Annotated in this window: 13 protein-coding genes; 12 read left to right on the top strand and 1 reads right to left on the bottom strand. The window is 42.4% G+C overall.

What is annotated here, in order from left to right:
- The first annotated feature begins 7 nt into the window (after positions 1–7).
- The 9 genes from PSV17_RS05810 (at position 8) to PSV17_RS05770 (ending at position 11,532) form a co-directional block, all read left to right on the top strand.
- Complete coding sequence (locus PSV17_RS05810) at positions 8–2,017, top strand: secretin N-terminal domain-containing protein (RefSeq protein WP_300480565.1); 2,010 nt, start codon at positions 8–10, stop codon at positions 2,015–2,017.
- Positions 2,018–2,031: 14 nt separating this feature from the next.
- Complete coding sequence (locus tag PSV17_RS05805; RefSeq protein ID WP_300480564.1) at positions 2,032–2,517, top strand: type II secretion system protein; 486 nt, start codon at positions 2,032–2,034, stop codon at positions 2,515–2,517.
- The gene (locus PSV17_RS05800) at positions 2,517–2,903 is read left to right on the top strand and encodes a prepilin-type N-terminal cleavage/methylation domain-containing protein (RefSeq protein WP_300480562.1); all 387 of its coding nucleotides are present in this window, start codon (positions 2,517–2,519) and stop codon (positions 2,901–2,903) included. Before PSV17_RS05805 ends, PSV17_RS05800 begins: the two co-directional genes overlap by 1 nt.
- A complete protein-coding gene (locus tag PSV17_RS05795) occupies positions 2,878–3,390 on the top strand; it encodes a type II secretion system protein (protein WP_300480559.1) in 513 nt (170 codons plus the stop codon). The genes PSV17_RS05800 and PSV17_RS05795 overlap by 26 nt, the downstream gene beginning before the upstream one ends.
- A 102-nt stretch (positions 3,391–3,492) precedes the next feature.
- Positions 3,493–4,332 (top strand): TnsA endonuclease N-terminal domain-containing protein, encoded by an 840-nt coding sequence (locus PSV17_RS05790; RefSeq protein ID WP_300480556.1) that lies wholly within the window; start codon positions 3,493–3,495, stop codon positions 4,330–4,332.
- Positions 4,329–6,509, top strand: a complete 2,181-nt coding sequence (locus PSV17_RS05785) for a transposase family protein (protein ID WP_300480554.1) — start codon at positions 4,329–4,331, stop codon at positions 6,507–6,509. Before PSV17_RS05790 ends, PSV17_RS05785 begins: the two co-directional genes overlap by 4 nt.
- Positions 6,496–8,142, top strand: a complete 1,647-nt coding sequence (locus PSV17_RS05780; protein WP_300480552.1) for an ATP-binding protein — start codon at positions 6,496–6,498, stop codon at positions 8,140–8,142. Before PSV17_RS05785 ends, PSV17_RS05780 begins: the two co-directional genes overlap by 14 nt.
- 7 nt (positions 8,143–8,149) lie before the next feature.
- Positions 8,150–9,898 (top strand): TnsD family Tn7-like transposition protein, encoded by a 1,749-nt coding sequence (locus PSV17_RS05775; protein WP_366910432.1) that lies wholly within the window; start codon positions 8,150–8,152, stop codon positions 9,896–9,898.
- The gene (locus PSV17_RS05770) at positions 9,895–11,532 is read left to right on the top strand and encodes a hypothetical protein (RefSeq protein WP_300480546.1); all 1,638 of its coding nucleotides are present in this window, start codon (positions 9,895–9,897) and stop codon (positions 11,530–11,532) included. Before PSV17_RS05775 ends, PSV17_RS05770 begins: the two co-directional genes overlap by 4 nt.
- A gap of 29 nt (positions 11,533–11,561) precedes the next feature.
- Here PSV17_RS05770 and PSV17_RS05765 read toward each other — a convergent pair whose 3' ends face one another.
- Complete coding sequence (locus PSV17_RS05765; protein WP_300480544.1) at positions 11,562–12,185, bottom strand: hypothetical protein; 624 nt, start codon at positions 12,183–12,185, stop codon at positions 11,562–11,564.
- A 210-nt stretch (positions 12,186–12,395) separates the two neighbouring features.
- Between PSV17_RS05765 and PSV17_RS05760 the strand changes: the two genes are divergently transcribed.
- Genes PSV17_RS05760 through PSV17_RS05750 form a run of 3 tightly spaced genes read left to right on the top strand, consistent with a single transcriptional unit; the run spans position 12,396 to position 15,692 of the window.
- Positions 12,396–13,427, top strand: coding sequence for an ABC-three component system protein (locus PSV17_RS05760; protein ID WP_300480542.1), 1,032 nt, complete (start codon positions 12,396–12,398; stop codon positions 13,425–13,427).
- Entirely contained in the window at positions 13,415–13,903 is a 489-nt protein-coding gene (locus tag PSV17_RS05755; RefSeq protein ID WP_300480539.1) for an ABC-three component system middle component 2, read from the top strand. The genes PSV17_RS05760 and PSV17_RS05755 overlap by 13 nt, the downstream gene beginning before the upstream one ends.
- Positions 13,904–13,907: 4 nt before the next feature.
- A complete protein-coding gene (locus PSV17_RS05750; RefSeq protein ID WP_300480536.1) occupies positions 13,908–15,692 on the top strand; it encodes a hypothetical protein in 1,785 nt (594 codons plus the stop codon).
- Positions 15,693–15,802 lie beyond the last annotated feature (110 nt).

Below are 15,802 nucleotides of genomic sequence, written 5' to 3'. Positions count from 1 at the left end.
ATTTTCTATGAATAAACAAGATTTTAAAAAATACATATTTCTGTCAGCAGTGTTAATGCTCATGACGAGCTGTGCCAGTTTAAGCAGCATGCAAGTGAAGCAAAACCATGAGAATCAAGGCTTAGACAGCCAAGCGCAAGCCGATCAGTCCTATGAGTCTGCAAGACAGTTGATTAGTCACGGTGAGGTTGAGGCTGGCATTACCAAGCTTAAACAATTGGTAGATGCGTATCCTGAAAATGCGCAATACCGCACCATGCTTAAAGTGCAGCAAGATTTTCAGATTGCTAATTTGCTCAAGGATGCTGAAAATAAATTTCAACAAAAATTATTCAGTGATGCGGAAGCTGGTTATAAGCAAGTGTTGCTACTCGTGCCAGATAATCAACGTGCCCAGGAGAGATTGCGACAATTATCCTTAGTGCAAAATCATGCCATGATGCTTGCCAATGCTCAAAGTGCGGTGAATAAACAAGATGATGAGTCAGCGCAAAATTTGCTGAGAGCAATATTGGCGGAAGATGCCAATGATCAAGGGGCGCGCGCTTTATTCGAAAGCATTGAAGACAAACGCAACAAAAAAACCACAGCCGTGCCACAGATTAAATCTGCTTTCAAAAAAACCATCACTTTAGAACTCAAGAATGTGCCAATTAAAACGGTGTTTGAGCTGATTGGTAAAACAGCCAATATCAACTTTACTTATGATCAGGAACTACGCGAAGACCTAAAAACCAGTATTTTTGTGCGTAATGCCACGATTGAGGATGCCATTGGGGTGATTTTAACGTCTAATCAGCTGGCCAAAAAATCCTTAAACGATAACACTTTGTTGATTTATCCATTGAGCCGTAGCCAAGAGTATCAAGAGCAGTTTGTGCGCAGTTTTTACTTGAATAACATGGATGCCAAACGCGCCATGAATATGATTAAAACGGTGGTTAAAACTAAAGATATTTACATTGATGAACAGCTTAATACGCTCATTATGCGTGATACTTCTGAGGCGATTCAGGTGGCAGAGAAGCTTATTGCATCGCAAGACATGCTTGTGCCAGAAGTGATGCTGGAAGTGGTGGTGATGGAAATCAATCGTAAGAATTTGGAGGCAATCGGTATTAAATATCCAACGCAAGTCAGCGTTGGTGTACAGGGTCAATCAAGCACTACTAATGGGGTTGTCAATACAACGCCAGGTAGGCTAACCATCGCGGAACTTAAAAACTTTAACTCAGGCTTAGGTGTGTTTAGTGTGAGCGACCCAGTTTTGGCACTGAACTTATTGAAACAAGATACAGATACCAATTTACTGGCAAACCCACAAATCCGCGTTAAAAATAGAGAAAAAGCTAAAATTCATGTGGGCGATAAAATACCTGTACTTACCAGTATCGCTAATTCCACAGGCTTTGTTTCACAAACGGTGAGCTATATTGATGTTGGGATTAAGCTGGACGTTGAGCCCACCATCCTGCTACAAAATCTGGTGAGCATTAAAGTGGGTTTAGAAGTTAGCAATGTGACCGATCAAGTCAGAACTGATTCAGGGGTGCTGGCTTACACTATTGGTAGTCGTAACGCGAATACCATTTTGCAATTAAAAGATGGCGAAACACAAATTCTGGCAGGCTTATTCCGCGATGATAGTCAGCGTATCTCGAATAAAGTACCTGGACTCTCTAGTTTGCCAATCATTGGCAAACTCTTTTCTGATAAAAATAATGACAGGCGTAAGAACGAAATCGTTTTACTGATTACGCCACGCATTTTGCATAATATTGCCCCCGCAAATGCTGTTTATACGCTGTTCCCATCAGGGGTTAGTCATGTGTCAGGCACGGGCAACCAAGCCGCACGACAAGCCGAAGCGGTAGTGCCTATAGCGACAGAACCCGTAGCCGTACAAACACCACAAGCCATACAGGCTGAGCGTGCAAAGTTAGATGAAAGTTTTTCTAACCAGCTATTGCAGCCGGGCATAGAGACAAATAGCCCTAGTGTAAAACCTAACCCATAAGCCGCGCATAAGTCATGTTGATTTCATCCAAAAAGGCTACTGGGTTTACGCTTATTGAGCTGTTGGTCGCCTTGGTTTTATTGGCGCTACTGATTACTTCTGCAGCTCCGTTAATGCAGCTGTCAGCCAAACGCAATAAAGAGCAGGAGCTGAAAAAGTCACTCTGGCAGATCCGTGATGCCATAGATGCATATAAACAGGCAGCTGATGATGGCATCATCAAAAAGTCAGTTGAACAATCAGGTTATCCTGCCTCGTTGCAGATACTGGTAAGCGGTGTTGAGAATACTCAAGACCCTAAAAAACGAAAAATATTCTTTATGCGCAATATTCCTCGAGATCCATTTTCAGCAGATTCAGCGATAGCTGCAGAAGATACATGGGGAAAGCGCAGTTATACCAGTTCATTTGACAAGCCAGAGGAAGGTGACGATGTCTATGATGTGTATTCACTTTCACATGAAGCTGGCATCAATCAGCAGCCTTATAGCGAGTGGTAATGCAAAAACATCACATTACAAATGGATTCACGCTAATCGAGATGCTGGTAGTGCTGACCATCATCGCCTTGCTACTCAGTTTGGTGACCCCGCGCTATTTTGATTCGATTAGTCGTTCCAAAGAAACCATTTTAAAACATGATTTAGCCACCATGCGAGAAGCGCTTGATAAATTCTACAGCGATAAAAATGCATATCCTGATTCACTCGAAGAACTAGTGCAATTCAAATATCTGCGAACAATACCTGAAGATCCAATCACAGAAAGCGCCGCAACTTGGGTATTTTCTCCGCCACTAGATATTGAGGTGAAAGGCGTGATTTACGACATTCATAGCGGATCTCAAGAGACTGCATCTGATGGTAGTCATTATGTTGATTGGTAATCATCAAGTCAGATATTTCGACCAGGGTCAGTCAGGTTATATATTGATAGGCTTACTGGTCTTGATTATGGTTTCTGGGTTTGCTCTAGCTCAAGCTGGCACAAAGTGGAGTGATGCAAGAAAGCGAGAAAGAGAGCAGGAGTTACTCAAAGTTGGCGATTGTATCCGTAAGGCAATTGGTAATTATTACAATCAAACACCTGGTGTTGTTAAACAATATCCGCCGAATTTAGAGGCCTTATTGAGGGATGATCGATTCCCTGAACCAAGACGTTATCTGCGTAAGATGTATGTAGACCCAGTCACGCAAAGAGAGGGCTGGGGAATTATTGAAGCCCCTAGCGGTGGCGTGATGGGGGTTTATAGTTTATCCGCAGCAAAACCTTATAAAACCAAGAATTTTAGATGGATGTACCAGCATTTTGAAGACCGAAAATACTACGGTGAATGGTACTTCTCATACATTCCTATAAGCCGGTCAAAATAAAAAATTTACCTCTTTAAATAATAAAAAAGGTTGCAGGCATGATGGGGATGGTTATTTTCAATCCATATCGCTATGCAATTAAATCGAGCAGAGAACAAAGATATGGCAAAACGTAGATACGGCTTTGATGAGGCAAAGATAACGCGATTCCTGAAAGAAGGTCGTGGGCAAGGGAGTGGAAGTGCCTATCAGCCATGGCTAACGATTCAAGATGTGTCATCTCATGGCCGCTCAACTCGTATTCATAGTCGCAAAACTCAGCGTGAACATCATTTACTCTCAGACAATGAAACGGCCGTGTTTTTAATGCTCGACTGGTCAGATAAGGTTACCGACATACGGGAGCAATTTCCGCTTGATCGAGACCTAACTAGACGTATTGCCGCTGAGATGGGAGTGGCTCATCCGATTGATCCACATACTCGCACAGACATTGTTATGACGACGGATTTTTTGGTTGACCTGGATGACGGCGCTGAAAAAAAGATGATTGCACGCTCAGTTAAACCGCATGGGGAATTAGAAGACAAAAGAACTCTAGAAAAACAGGAAATTGAGCGCCGCTATTGGGAAATCAAGGGTGTGGATTGGGCTTTGATTATAGATATTGACTTGCCCGTGCAGCGTATTAAGAACCTGCGCTGGTTGCATGAGCTGCAATCTTTAGAGCATATGGTTTCATCCTATCAAGGTTATTGGGAAGATAGATGTGCCAGATTGCTAGCCTGCATCTCCCAAGCAAATACTATGAGTATCAAGCAATTTATTCGTTATATGGAGAATTCGCAAGGATTTGCGACGGGTGAAGTGATTACAACATTACGCCATCTTGCGGCAAACAAGGTGATCAGTATGGATTTAGATGCCCGATTTGATATTAACTCCTCCATTGACGCTATTGGCGTCAACTCGACTACTGGTTCTCTTAGGAGAACAGCATGATACTTTTAAGAAACGATTGTATTGAATACAAGGGAACGGGGAAAGTCGTACGTATTTTATGGAAACATCCAACGCATCCTTATGCAGTCATAATCGACATTAATGCACCTAAAGCCATGCCTGAAATTCAACAAATAGCAGCGTTAGAGGACGATTTAATGACAGGCATTGCGCAACGACTTTCTACTGATCCTTACTCTTGTATTGTGAATGAGTCGTTGTTGCAGGAAAAACATAAAAAAATTCGAAAAGATGCTTGGGAGTTGATTCAAGAGTTAGTTACGAATGAACCCGCTATTTATGCGGCTGATAAACGTTGGGGATTAGTTTTAGACAGCATTGAGAAAAGCGGTTCAACACATAAGGTAATTTACCTAAAGATGCGTCGCTATTGGCAACGCAGTCAGACCATGAACGCGCTATTACCTGATTATGCAAATTCTGGAGGAAAAGGCAAAAGTCGTGATACTAAGGATGGAGTTAAGCGTGGTCGGCCAAGGATATACGGTGACCAGTCGGGTCTAAATGTCACCCCTGAAATTAGGAAGGTGTTTCGTGTGGCGGTACTCCGATACTATGTTTCAGATAAAAAATTCACCTTCAAAGGTGCATTTAACGAGATGATTAAGGATTTTTTCTGTCAGAGGTCAATCAATCCAGATACTGGCATGGTTACGCATTACCCCAACATGGACGTTGCTGAGACTGGGTTTCCTACATTCGCTCAATTTAATTATTGGTTAGATCAAGACAATGATCGTATTGAAATAGCGCGTAAGCGCATGACACCACGCGTTTATGACAAAGATTTTCGTGGGCTGATTGGAACATCGACCGCGGAAGTTTGGGGGCCAGGGGCAAGGTATCAAATCGACGCTACTATCGCGGATGTATTTCTCGTGTCACGGTTGAATCGCAACAAAATCATTGGCCGTCCAGTGCTCTATGTAGTAATTGATACATTTAGCAGGATGATCGTTGGTATTTATGTTGGTTTGGAGGGGCCGTCTTGGGTGGGTGCCATGATGGCTTTGGCTAACACTGCCTCAGATAAACAAGCGTTCTGTAAAAAATTTGGACGTATCATTGAGCCAGAGGAATGGCCTTGTCATTATCTTCCTGCAACCTTGCTAGGCGATCGGGGTGAAATCGAGGCCAGTGCCATTGAAATGTTAATCAATAGTTTCAATGTAACCGTTGAAAATGCGGCTGCATATCGGGCAGATTGGAAAGGCATCGTAGAGCAACGTTTTAAATTACTTCCTTCTAAATTTAAACCTTATGTGCCAGGCTATATTGACGTTGATTACAGGATTCGTGGTGGTAAGGATTACCGGTTAGATGCGGTGCTAGATTTAGATCAGTTCACAAAAATTATCATTGAATGCGCCCTTTACTATAACAATCATCATCAGATTGAAGGCTACGATAAAGATCACAATATTGCTGCTGATAGTATTGCGACTGTTCCGATAGACCTTTGGGAATGGGGCATTGCAAATAGCAGTGGCAGCTTACGTGCATATCCTGAAGACTTAGTTAGATTTAGTTTGCTACCTGTAGAACAAGCGACCGTAACACTTAACGGCATTCGTTTTCATGGCACTTTCTATACTTGCCAAAAAGCGATACAAGAGCACTGGTTTGACCGCGCTCGTCAAAAGGGTAACTGGAAAGTCAATGTTTCTTATGATCCGCGAGATCAGGATGAGATCTATTTGCATGATGCGTCTTTATCCATGCAATTTCATGTTTGCCAGATGACCGAACGAAGTCGCTCATATCGACAAATGTCTACTTGGGAAATTGAACAACAACAAAATACCGAACGTCATATCTCGGCCAATCATCAACCTAAGCAGCAGTTAGCCTCAGCCGATCTGGCTGCGAATATCCAAAATATTGTGCAGACGGCCGTTATTCAACAACCAGAAGCCAATGCGGAAAGCGCGGCTAGTCGAACCAAAAATATCCGAACCCATCGGGCTGAAGAAAAAGCAGCCAATCGACAGCCTGAAGCGTTTCATCTAGGAAATAAACATTCGTCACAGTCAGTGAAATCTTCCAGTACTGCAACTATTGTGCCTTTCCCTGGTGTGATTGAGGATGATTACGGCGAGCCAGACATCACGGAAATTTTAGCAACCAAATCTAAGGATGGTGATGCAAAACAATAAATTACCAGAGCTGATGTTGCCAGAATATCTTGAGAATCCATTCATCGCAAAGCTACCGCCACTGCTTTCACAACGAGATTTGTTAGACGCCCTTGCTCAAAAACCTAGTTTTGACGAGAAGGAACGCAGTTATCCATCACATTTGCGTAAGCACTGCCTGTTAAGGCTTGGTCGATATTTTGAACCATTAGAGCGCCAAATTCAGCTCGCGGATCGATTTGGTATGTTGCTTCGTCAGGGATATATTGGCCGAAATCCTTTGACCCATGACTATATTCGCCATTTGCAGAATGGTACTGAACGGATACAAGCTAAATCGTTACATGTGCCTACTAAACATCCGGTGGAGAACACGGCGAATAGTTTTGCTTTAGTCGGTTGTTCTGGGAATGGTAAATCAAAAGGCATTGAGCGGGTTCTGATGCAATACAAACAGTGCATTGAGCATACTGAACCTTTCAGTCTGATTCAGATTGTCTGGCTCAAATTGGATTGCCCTTCGCAAGGATCACCTAAACAGCTTTGCATCAACTTCTTCTCAGCAGTTGATCGTCTGATAGGAACGAATTATCTGAGTATTTACGGGCGTAACCGCATCAGTGTTGATGAAATGATGGTGCACATGGCGCATGTAGCTAATCTGCATGCCATCGGGGTATTGGTGATTGACGAAATACAACATCTCAATAAAACCAAGATGGGCCCAGATGCACTACTGAATTTCTTGGTCACCCTCGTTAATACGATTGCAATTCCAGTGATTATAATCGGAACGCTGAGTGCAATTCCAATGCTGCAGGAGAATTTCAGGCAAGCCAGAAGAGCCAATGGGTTGGGTTCGCTGATATGGGATGCCATGCCGAATAATAATGCTTGGCGGTATTTTATCGATCAACTATGGTCATATCAGTGGACTAGTGAACAGACACCTTTGACAGAGGAAATCCGGACAGTCCTTTACGATGAAAGCCAAGGCATTATTGATATTGTTGTGAAGCTAATCATGTTAGCGCAAATGCGAATTATCTCCATTCGTGAAGTTAAAGCTGGACCAGAAGCGCTGACTGAGGCCCTCCTTAGACGAGTGGCTAAGGAGGATTTTAAGATTGTACGTCCGATGCTAGATGCTTTACGGGCAGGTGATCAACATGCTTTGCAAAAGTACGATGACTTACTTCCGTTACAAGTGCACGTAGATAAGCTCATGTATGACGCCATACAACAAAATGGGTTAGTCACTTATCCATTTACAGAAACAAGTGCTCAAAAAACGGAGGCTCAATCAGTCCCTGAATCTGAGGCGAATACACAGACTGTTATGCTTTCTACCCTTCAGTCTCTGGGCGTGGCAACTGATGTGGCCAATGTCCTGATCCAAGAGGCGATGTTGCAACACCCCTCAGCAGATCCATTGTTATTAATGGCGACAATTTCCGAGAAACTGACTGTCATACCGAAAAATAAAATCGCTCGAACAAAGCCCAGTAACACTGCAAAACCAGAGTTTGATGAACTGCCAGCCAACGATTTGCGCCACATCACTGCATTAGGACGTGATAAAGGGTTGTCAGCGTACGAGGCTTTATTGCAGGCAAATATGGTGAAGCCTCCTCTTTTAGATTTTGCCGCCTGATTTCTTGATGCTTGCCTATTTTCCCTCTATCTATCCAAGTGAACTGCTTTATAGCGTCCTCGCCAGATACCATCTTCATATGGGTTTACCACCAGTTGCCCTAACGCTAGAGTCGCTATTTGGAAACAGAAAAACAGTGGCCGCTTTCGACCTCCCAGGCAACTTACAAGCGCTGGCTAATCGTATCCCACCACAACGCAAACTGACGGTCGCTTATATGATCGAGCACCTGACGCTGGTTCCATATTATCTGGCTTTTCAGCCACCGGCCATTCAGGAAACCATCAGGCAGGCGATAGCTAAAGGAGAAATTGAGGGGGTCTATCTCCGCCTTGGCTTGGCGGCCTTTCGAATCAACCGAGTTAATCGATTGCGTTTTTGTCATCAATGTCTTGATGTGATGCAGGTACAGCATGGGGAGTTGTATTGGCGTCGTGATCATCAGTTAGACAGTGTATTGGTCTGCCCTGATCATGGGGTTGTATTACAGGAAAGTATAGTCAGCATCTCCTCACAAAGCCGTCATGAATTTGTAGCGGCTACCAGAATAAACTGTCCCTTTAATGCACCTTCTGTATTAATCAACGATAAACCTAACCAAAAAGTGCTTAAGCATTTGCATCGGTTAGCAATACATAGTGCAAATCTTCTAAAGCAGTCAGTACCATCGAGATCTTTTGCAAGTTGGACAAGCTTCTATCGCAACCAGATGGTAAGCGCTGGACTAAGTAAATCAATGGTGACGATGAATCAGCCGTTATTGAATCAGGAGTTTAGAAGTTACTATGGACAGTCGTTGGACTATTTCCCCGGTGTTCTGGAAGACAATGAATTTACCAATGATTGGTTAGCATCGATGGTGCGTAAGCACCGTAAGGCAAATCATCCACTTTATCACCTGCTCCTTCGGGACTTTCTGGATCAACATGTTGCTAGGCAACCCATATTTGGGCACGGCCCATGGCCTTGCCTCAATCCATTAGCTGACCATTATGGCAGTCTTCAAATTAAAGCTATTCAGCAACATGCCAACCATGGGAAAACGGTAGGTGTATTTTCATGCGATTGTGGGTATGTTTATACGCGCTGGTTTTACCAAAAAACGGGTCAATTAGGCTCGCCGCGTTTTCAAAATTATGGGCCACTACTAGAGCCTGTGTTGCGCGATTTGGTCAGCTCTGGAACCGCATTACGTAAAACCGCACGCATGCTTCAACTTGATCCAAAAACAGTGGTGCGGCTGGCGGATGATCTGGGTATATCCACACCATGGAAATCAAAACCTTATAAAAAGAAAGTATTAAGGGCTGTCGTCCATAAGAGCACTAAAACTGCACCAGTGCCAAACTTAATTAAAAGCCATCCTTCAGCGAACAGGCTGGCGCGTAAAGACTGGAAATGCATCGACCGAGAATGGGTGATTAAACTAAAAAAACTGGAGCATGCAATCAGGAAAAAAGCACCTCCGGTCAGAGTGACCCTTGCCGAGTTGGAACGCCGCGCTGACAAAAAGGGCTGGATACTGAAACGCACTCACAAACTACCCCACACCATGACGTATCTTGGTCGAATTGTTGAGACTACCGAGGATTTTCAATCTAGGCGGATCGACTGGGCAATTACCCAGTTAGACGAGAGTAATTTTCCTGTTGTGGCATGGCGAGTGATGCGAATGGCTGGTTTAAAGCCAACCTCATCTGGTCTTGTACAGATAGCTTTAGAAAACCGTATTTTGTATTCGCAGAAAGCAGCATGAGTTCCCTCTATATTTCTCAGTTTGATATTGGTCCGCAACACACCGAGTTGCATTGGCTCGCTGGCTTGGTCTGTAAGCAGGATGCATGGTTTATCCGAGCGGTATTGAGAGAAGTCATTGATGGGAATTTCCACATGCGGTTGCTACCGATTGGTATGCTACCAATTTTGACGCTAGGTCAGGCGTATGCCGCTGGTAAATTGATGACATTGTCTGCCAAAGGAATCATGGGATCAGCTTTAATCCCAGACGTATCAAATTATAAAGAGATTACATCGGCAGAGATACCGAAAGTGCTTTACTCCTTCAATGATAAGCAAGTTGGTGTGCAACGATTATTTAAATATCAGGCTGGAGATGTTGAGATATTAATTCCAACCATAGAGCTGATTCGTTACCTGTTTTTGCATAACCGAACGCTTGCGAATTCTTTGATGCGACCATCAGGCATTATGTCTTTATTTAGTCCAGAAATGCCAGGGCATTACGCTGAGCTAACGATTAACTTTACTGCGGAAATGCCTAAGAGTTCGCTGTCATCCCAATTTGCGCAAGAATTCGCTTGGTTAGCCGTGGATCCTGATGCACGAAAATCTTGGGATAGCGTTCATATCCAAAGCAAAGATCAAGACTACCTGACCTTCACACCGCCTCCGTTGAAAGATTCTCATTGGCGTTTTCGTGGGGTTCAGCATGGTAATCAGTGGTTGGTGCTGGAGTTATTACATTTGAGTGGAAAAGTGCTGCCGTGCGATAAATTGTATTACGGACACCCTTCTTTAAAACAGGCTGCACCAAATACCAAGTCTACTGAATCTGGCTCTGGCACAGATGGAGATCCAGACGAGAATTCAACTGATACACCGCAGGAAAAGGTGATTTATGATTATCGTTTTGACGATGGGCAGGATGGTAGCAAGGCAAGCCAGCAGCAGAAATCTGTAAATAACACATTCAAACAATCAAGTTTTGATCAGATTATTCCTGTAGAGAAAGTTTTGATTAAGCAAGATAAACAAGCATCGGAAGCCAACAAGCAAAAGAATACTAGGGAATATAAAGAGAAACATGAAACGGTTTGGGTGAGTGCTGGCGAGCAGTCTTCACAGGGAGCGTTACCACCTATTGAATTTAAATTGTTGATACCTGCCTCTTGGGAATACCTAGGCGATTTAGATGCCTTGGAGAAGGTAATCAAACTTTTGGCTAAACGGTTAACAGACACCAAGTTTGCGATGTCACTTTGTCAGCTAAAAGGAGGACGAGTTTTTTCAATGGCGAACAGAATGCCACGTTTAGCGCTCGTAGTCTCAATCTATGCGCCAACGAAGCCCCCGATAGTTTTGCTTGATGTTGAGCGTACTGGAGAAATTGCTTTGTCACTAATGGCACTTCATTTCAAAGAAATTTTGCCATTTGAACAGTTTGAATCATCAATCAAGGAAACGCTGGATGGGCTCATAGATTCTAGTGGGCATTGGGATGTCGAGATTGAAGAGAAGCTGAAAAGTAAATGCATCTGTGAACGATTACCCAAAATGCTGACACCGCGTAAGAGTGTTAACAATGAGGGCCAACTGGAGGTTTGGGCTGTGAAACTTATGCATAAATTGAATTTGCCGCGGCCTGAATAAATTATATATACCTAACAGGTATTCACTTTTCAAGGATTATCAGAGATCCAGTTGTCTTTGGTGTAAACGTAGCCAGGAAATTCTTTTTCTAAAGTGGTTTCGCGTTTGAGTAGTTTTTTGACTAGATTGGCTACAATTTTCAGATCTTGTTCATTTCGCACTTCAATAGGCGCACATAACTTTACAAACCGGCTATGTGCCATCCACTTAGTCTTAATAAATGGCACAATCTGATAGTTTGCATCATGGATGATTTCTGCATAGGTTGCATCAAAGGCGGCAGTCCAATCACTTGAAAGTAGCGGCCCATTTAAAGTGTGGCTGATTATTTTCTTTCTGGATGTACCGACTTTGACATAGTTTGGTTCGGCGGTATTCAAATAATCATCTATACCACTTTCTAAGTGAGCTATTTTTTTATGTGTTTCCTTTTCAGCTTTATCTCGGTAAGCCGTTCTAGGATGTATCCAATAAACCTGTACAAGATAACTATTGAGTATGAAACCAACATCATCCCACCATGAGAGTTTAGTCATATTTTCTTCATCGTATTGATGCCGTACAATGAGTCCGTTGGAAAAGTGTTCTCCACGGCTATTTTTATGGAAATTTTTGGCAGATCTTTTTAATTTTTCTTGGTAGGTGTTTTTCATTATTGTGGCATCAATGATGTTAAATTTTGGATACTAAGACGTACTAAAAGCAGGGTCTGTCAGGCATGATATGTATTATGTTACTGTTATCATGTGAGGTGTTGTTGAAAATTAAGAAAGTTTCCTCAAAAGTGGATTTTAGTTTATTAAATATTATTTAATTTCTGCCCTAACAAAGATGAGTAAGAATGCTTAAAAATAATTTAATTTATGCAACAAAATAAACTCGAAATTTCAGCAGGGTCATTTCCACCTTCCGTTCAGGTTAAACAGTTCAGTGATAAACAGTGGGAAGCTTTTATCGAGGCATGCTGCTTATTAGATAAAAATAAGGGCTATGTTAATGTAAAGCGACTGGGTGGCCCTGGAGATGCAGGCAGAGATGTTGAGGCGAGGTTAACCACTGATTTAATAATTGATCAGTGGGACTTATACCAAGCAAAACACTATCAAAACCAATTAGCACCTTCAGACTTTTTTCCTGAGTTAGCTAAGTTTTTCTGGCATTTGGGATTGGGCACCTTTCCCCGCCCTCGTTATTACTTTATCTGCGCCCCTTTAAACACGGGTCCAGAGCTCCATGATTTACTAGCCAAACCAGATGAATTCAAAAAAAGATTTTTGGCTGATTGGGAATCAGAAAAAACTGGCTTAAAAGGTAAAGCAAAATGGAAAACGCCTGACACTCTTGCCCAGATTGAGGCTTTTGATTTTAAAAATATTCGAGAAGTGTTAGTTAGGGAGTTAATAGAGCTACATTCCGCAGATCAAGTAAATCACTTCAAGCTTTTTCATATTACACCAGTTCGTGGAGACGATCCTTCAGCACCTACCAATCCTTCGATAGAAGAGGAAGTTTACATCAATGAATTAGTCAAAGTTTATGAAGAGGATGTAGGAAAGCCTATGACGTTCGGTGAGGTAATAGCATCCTCAGATTACTCAGAGCATCTAATGGATTGTCGTAGCGAGTTTTATTGTGCAGAAGGCCTCAAACGCTTTAGCAGAGATATATATCCAAACGAATTTGAAAGACTTTTAACGATGGTGCATCAAGGCATCCGTAGTACAGTCAGTCATCCTAAGCACAAAAATGGGTTAGACCGACTGAGTGCCGCCGTAACACAAGTATCATCATTGACTCTTAATGATAGTAAGTTACACCCGACAATGCGCCCTGGTGACCTTCCTGGAAGTTGTCACCATCTGGTCAATGAGAAGAAAATTAAATGGGTAAAATGAAAAGTTCCGTTCCATTAGTTTTCAACTCCCCATTTGAGCTTGGGCTAAGAATGGTTTATTTGCTTTATTCACTTCGCCCGACTGGAGCAGATCTTCAAAAGTTAGTTCTTCTTGATTATGCAATTGTCTATTCTGGAGATTTAGAAGGACCTTCCAGCTTACACACTCCAGTTCCTTTTAGAGGGGGCGAGTTATTAAGTCGGAGAACATTAATTGAACAAGGCCTACATTTAATGATGATGCGAGGGCTCGTTGAAGCCCAGCTCGACGAAAAGGGCATAACATATTTGGCAGGCAAAGATTCCTTCGCGCTAGTTGGTTCTCTTGCGTCACCGTATTTTAGAGAGCTTGAAGAGCGTTGCAATTGGGCTGCAAACCGCTTTGCAAATATAGAATCATTGGAACTTACGCAAATGTTTTCAGATAAGGGGCATCGATGGGGTGCTGAAATTGAAAACTTTGAGTTAAAGGGTTAAAGCTATGGCAATAGTATTAAAACGTATTATTTCCAAAGGACCAGATAAGGCTGATGCTGAAATCAATTTTTCCAATTCGCACTGTCTCATTCGCGGCCCTAGTGATACGGGTAAATCCTATATCAGAGATTGTCTCTGGTATATGCTTGGTGGTGATAAGCAGCCAAAAACTGTACCAGAAGATGAAGGCTACAATACATTAACTCTTGAAATAACGAGTGGTGATGAAGATTACATCATTACCCGTGGTTTAAGAGGAGGTGGTGTTTCTATCGATAGTGTAAATAATAAGACGGCACCTGAGCAATTAACCCCGATAGAGGACGATCTAAATGATTTGATAGTGAGGTTGGCTGGAGCCGCAGATATGCAAACAATGCGCTCAGTTAGCAAAAAAGGCGGCGTTACGAGCGGAGACCTTCGGCATTGGTTTTTATTATCCCAACCGTCTATGATTAGTGAGGATCCAACAAGTGGATCAAATCACGTTGATAGAACTCAACGCGTTGCTGCATTTCATGTTTTTTTAACTGGCAAAGACGATAGTGCAATTGTGCTTGCACAGTCAAAGTCAGACAAAGATAAAATAGCGGGTAGAATTTTTGCGGCTGAAGAAGGTATCAAAAGAGCTAATGCTGGAATACCTGCTGATTTAGAAAAGGCAGATGTGGTGTCTGCATTATCTAGAGTTGATGAGACACTTCAAGCTGTTACTCGCCAGTATGATGCAAGAGCCGCACTATTAAGAGATACTCGTCAGAAAATAACACAGTCTATAACTGAACTCAATTTATCAGAGGCTGCACGAATCCAATCTGAAGCCATGTTGCAACGTTTTAATTTATTGGACTCAAAGTATCAAAGTGACTTAGATCGACTTGGCGCGATTAACGAAGGCACAGCTTATTATCAATCTCTGGATTCAACGCCATGCCCGATTTGTGGATCAGCGTTAAAGGAGCATGGACAACATTTAGATTTAGAGATTGAAAGTCCCAAAAAATATAGGGCAGCAGTGGCGGCCGAAGCAGAAAAAATACAAGCACTTCGAATAGGGCTGAGGCACTCTATTGATCAAGAAAATCGCAGACTGAAAACGTATACAGACATTTCCAATCAAGAGCGAGAGCAATTAGTAGCACTTGAGAAGTTTGAACGTGATGCGATAAACAGCCTTAAAGTTGAGTTTAGTAGCGATCCAAGAGAATTGGCTATACGTCATAGCGAACTATCCTCTCAACTGAATTTGTTAGAAGAGATTGAGCGATTAGAGTTAGAAATTAAACGATTGAAAGACGTAAAACGCTCAAAATCTGTACCAGTTCTTCGAGAGGCACTCGCTGCATCGACTACTGTAGCAAAATATGCAAAAGATTTATTGGATGGCTGGGGTCTTGCAGATGTGAAAACGGTTCGATTAGATACTGAGTCCTGTGATTTGTATATTAATGAGAGAGCGAGGTTAAGTTATGGTGCGGGACGTCGAGCTCTGTTTCTCACCGCACTCTCAATTTCTTTACTTAAGTTCTCTATGGAGAATAATCACCCACATTTGGGATTTGTTGTTATTGACTCCCCGCTCAAAGCCTATGCTGATCCAGAATCAAAAGAGCAGATTGAAGTTCCATTATCAACAGTCAGAGATGGTTTTTATTCTTGGCTGGCCAATTGGGAAGGCCCTGGCCAAGTCATTATTCTTGAGAATGAAAAGGTACCAGAAAATCTGCTAACTACCATCAATCCTATTCAGTTTGGTGGCGAAAGATCTGGCTTTTATCCAAAGAAATAGTCTTTTATAAATTGACGGGTTCAGCAAAAGTCACGATACAACTTTATTATGTGTTTTTTCGGCGACGTATTGCTGCGATACCTTATTCACGATACAACTTTATTTTTTAT

This window comes from Methylotenera sp. (genome assembly GCF_029946165.1).
Classification (GTDB): Bacteria; Pseudomonadota; Gammaproteobacteria; order Burkholderiales; family Methylophilaceae; genus Methylotenera.
This window is presented reverse-complemented; position numbering and strand designations above follow the sequence as displayed.

Bases quoted from the DNA above. Each gene is read 5' to 3' on its own strand.
- PSV17_RS05810 (WP_300480565.1), top strand. From the start codon at position 8: ATGAATAAACAAGATTTTAAAAAATACATATTTCTGTCAGCAGTGTTA.
- PSV17_RS05805 (WP_300480564.1), top strand. From the start codon at position 2,032: ATGTTGATTTCATCCAAAAAGGCTACTGGGTTTACGCTTATTGAGCTG.
- PSV17_RS05800 (WP_300480562.1), top strand. From the start codon at position 2,517: ATGCAAAAACATCACATTACAAATGGATTCACGCTAATCGAGATGCTG.
- PSV17_RS05795 (WP_300480559.1), top strand. From the start codon at position 2,878: ATGGTAGTCATTATGTTGATTGGTAATCATCAAGTCAGATATTTCGAC.
- PSV17_RS05790 (WP_300480556.1), top strand. From the start codon at position 3,493: ATGGCAAAACGTAGATACGGCTTTGATGAGGCAAAGATAACGCGATTC.
- PSV17_RS05785 (WP_300480554.1), top strand. From the start codon at position 4,329: ATGATACTTTTAAGAAACGATTGTATTGAATACAAGGGAACGGGGAAA.
- PSV17_RS05780 (WP_300480552.1), top strand. From the start codon at position 6,496: ATGCAAAACAATAAATTACCAGAGCTGATGTTGCCAGAATATCTTGAG.
- PSV17_RS05775 (WP_366910432.1), top strand. From the start codon at position 8,150: ATGCTTGCCTATTTTCCCTCTATCTATCCAAGTGAACTGCTTTATAGC.
- PSV17_RS05770 (WP_300480546.1), top strand. From the start codon at position 9,895: ATGAGTTCCCTCTATATTTCTCAGTTTGATATTGGTCCGCAACACACC.
- PSV17_RS05765 (WP_300480544.1), bottom strand. From the start codon at position 12,185: ATGAAAAACACCTACCAAGAAAAATTAAAAAGATCTGCCAAAAATTTC.
- PSV17_RS05760 (WP_300480542.1), top strand. From the start codon at position 12,396: ATGCAACAAAATAAACTCGAAATTTCAGCAGGGTCATTTCCACCTTCC.
- PSV17_RS05755 (WP_300480539.1), top strand. From the start codon at position 13,415: ATGGGTAAAATGAAAAGTTCCGTTCCATTAGTTTTCAACTCCCCATTT.
- PSV17_RS05750 (WP_300480536.1), top strand. From the start codon at position 13,908: ATGGCAATAGTATTAAAACGTATTATTTCCAAAGGACCAGATAAGGCT.